The sequence below is a fragment of the Shimia sediminis genome (genome assembly GCF_003990645.1).
In the GTDB taxonomy this organism is placed as follows: domain Bacteria; phylum Pseudomonadota; class Alphaproteobacteria; order Rhodobacterales; family Rhodobacteraceae; genus Shimia; species Shimia sediminis.
Genome location: NZ_RYZK01000076.1, coordinates 1 through 720 on the forward strand (window position 1 = coordinate 1; position 720 = coordinate 720).

Consider the following 720-nt stretch of genomic DNA (forward strand, 5'->3'; position numbering starts at 1 on the left):
TTAGATTTTCAGCAAGAAAAATATAAGCTCTTTTTAGAGAAAAAATGGCAAATCAAGATTGTCCTATGGAAAATGGAGAAGACTTTTCACAGGACGTACAGGCAGATCAAAATTTCCAACAGAATGACCAAATGAATGGACAACAGCAAAACGGTAGCGCAGGAGATGCGTCTCAAATGGCCGACAGTGGAAGTGCAGACACGCCAGGCCGAGACGACGACAGAAAATTATTTGTTGGAGGTTTAAGCTGGGAAACTACAGAAAAAGAACTTAGGGAACATTTCGGCCAGTATGGCGAGATCGAAAGTATTAACGTTAAAACAGATCCGAATACAGGCAGATCGCGTGGCTTCGCGTTCATCGTTTTCAGTACGGCCGAAGCAATCGACAAGGTTTCGTCTGCCGGCGATCACATCATTAACAACAAGAAAGTTGATCCCAAGAAAGCGAAAGCGCGACACGGGAAAATCTTCGTTGGTGGTCTTACCACTGATCTATCCGATGACGACATCAAGAACTACTTTAGGCAATTTGGAAATATTGTGGAAGTAGAAATGCCTTTTGATAAGACGAAAAACCAAAGAAAAGGGTTCTGTTTTATCACCTTTGACTCGGAACAGGTCGTGAATGAGTTATTGAAGACACCAAAGCAGACCATCAAAGATAAAGAGGTTGACGTAAAAAAAGCGACACCAAAACCTGACGCGATGGGTATGGGCA

Annotated in this window: 1 protein-coding gene; it reads left to right on the forward strand. The window is 42.8% G+C overall.

From position 1 onward, the window contains the following. Window positions 1–44: 44 nt before the first annotated feature. The coding region (locus EK369_RS22915; RefSeq protein WP_206198160.1) for an RNA-binding protein at window positions 45–720 on the forward strand (676 nt) is incomplete at its 3' end.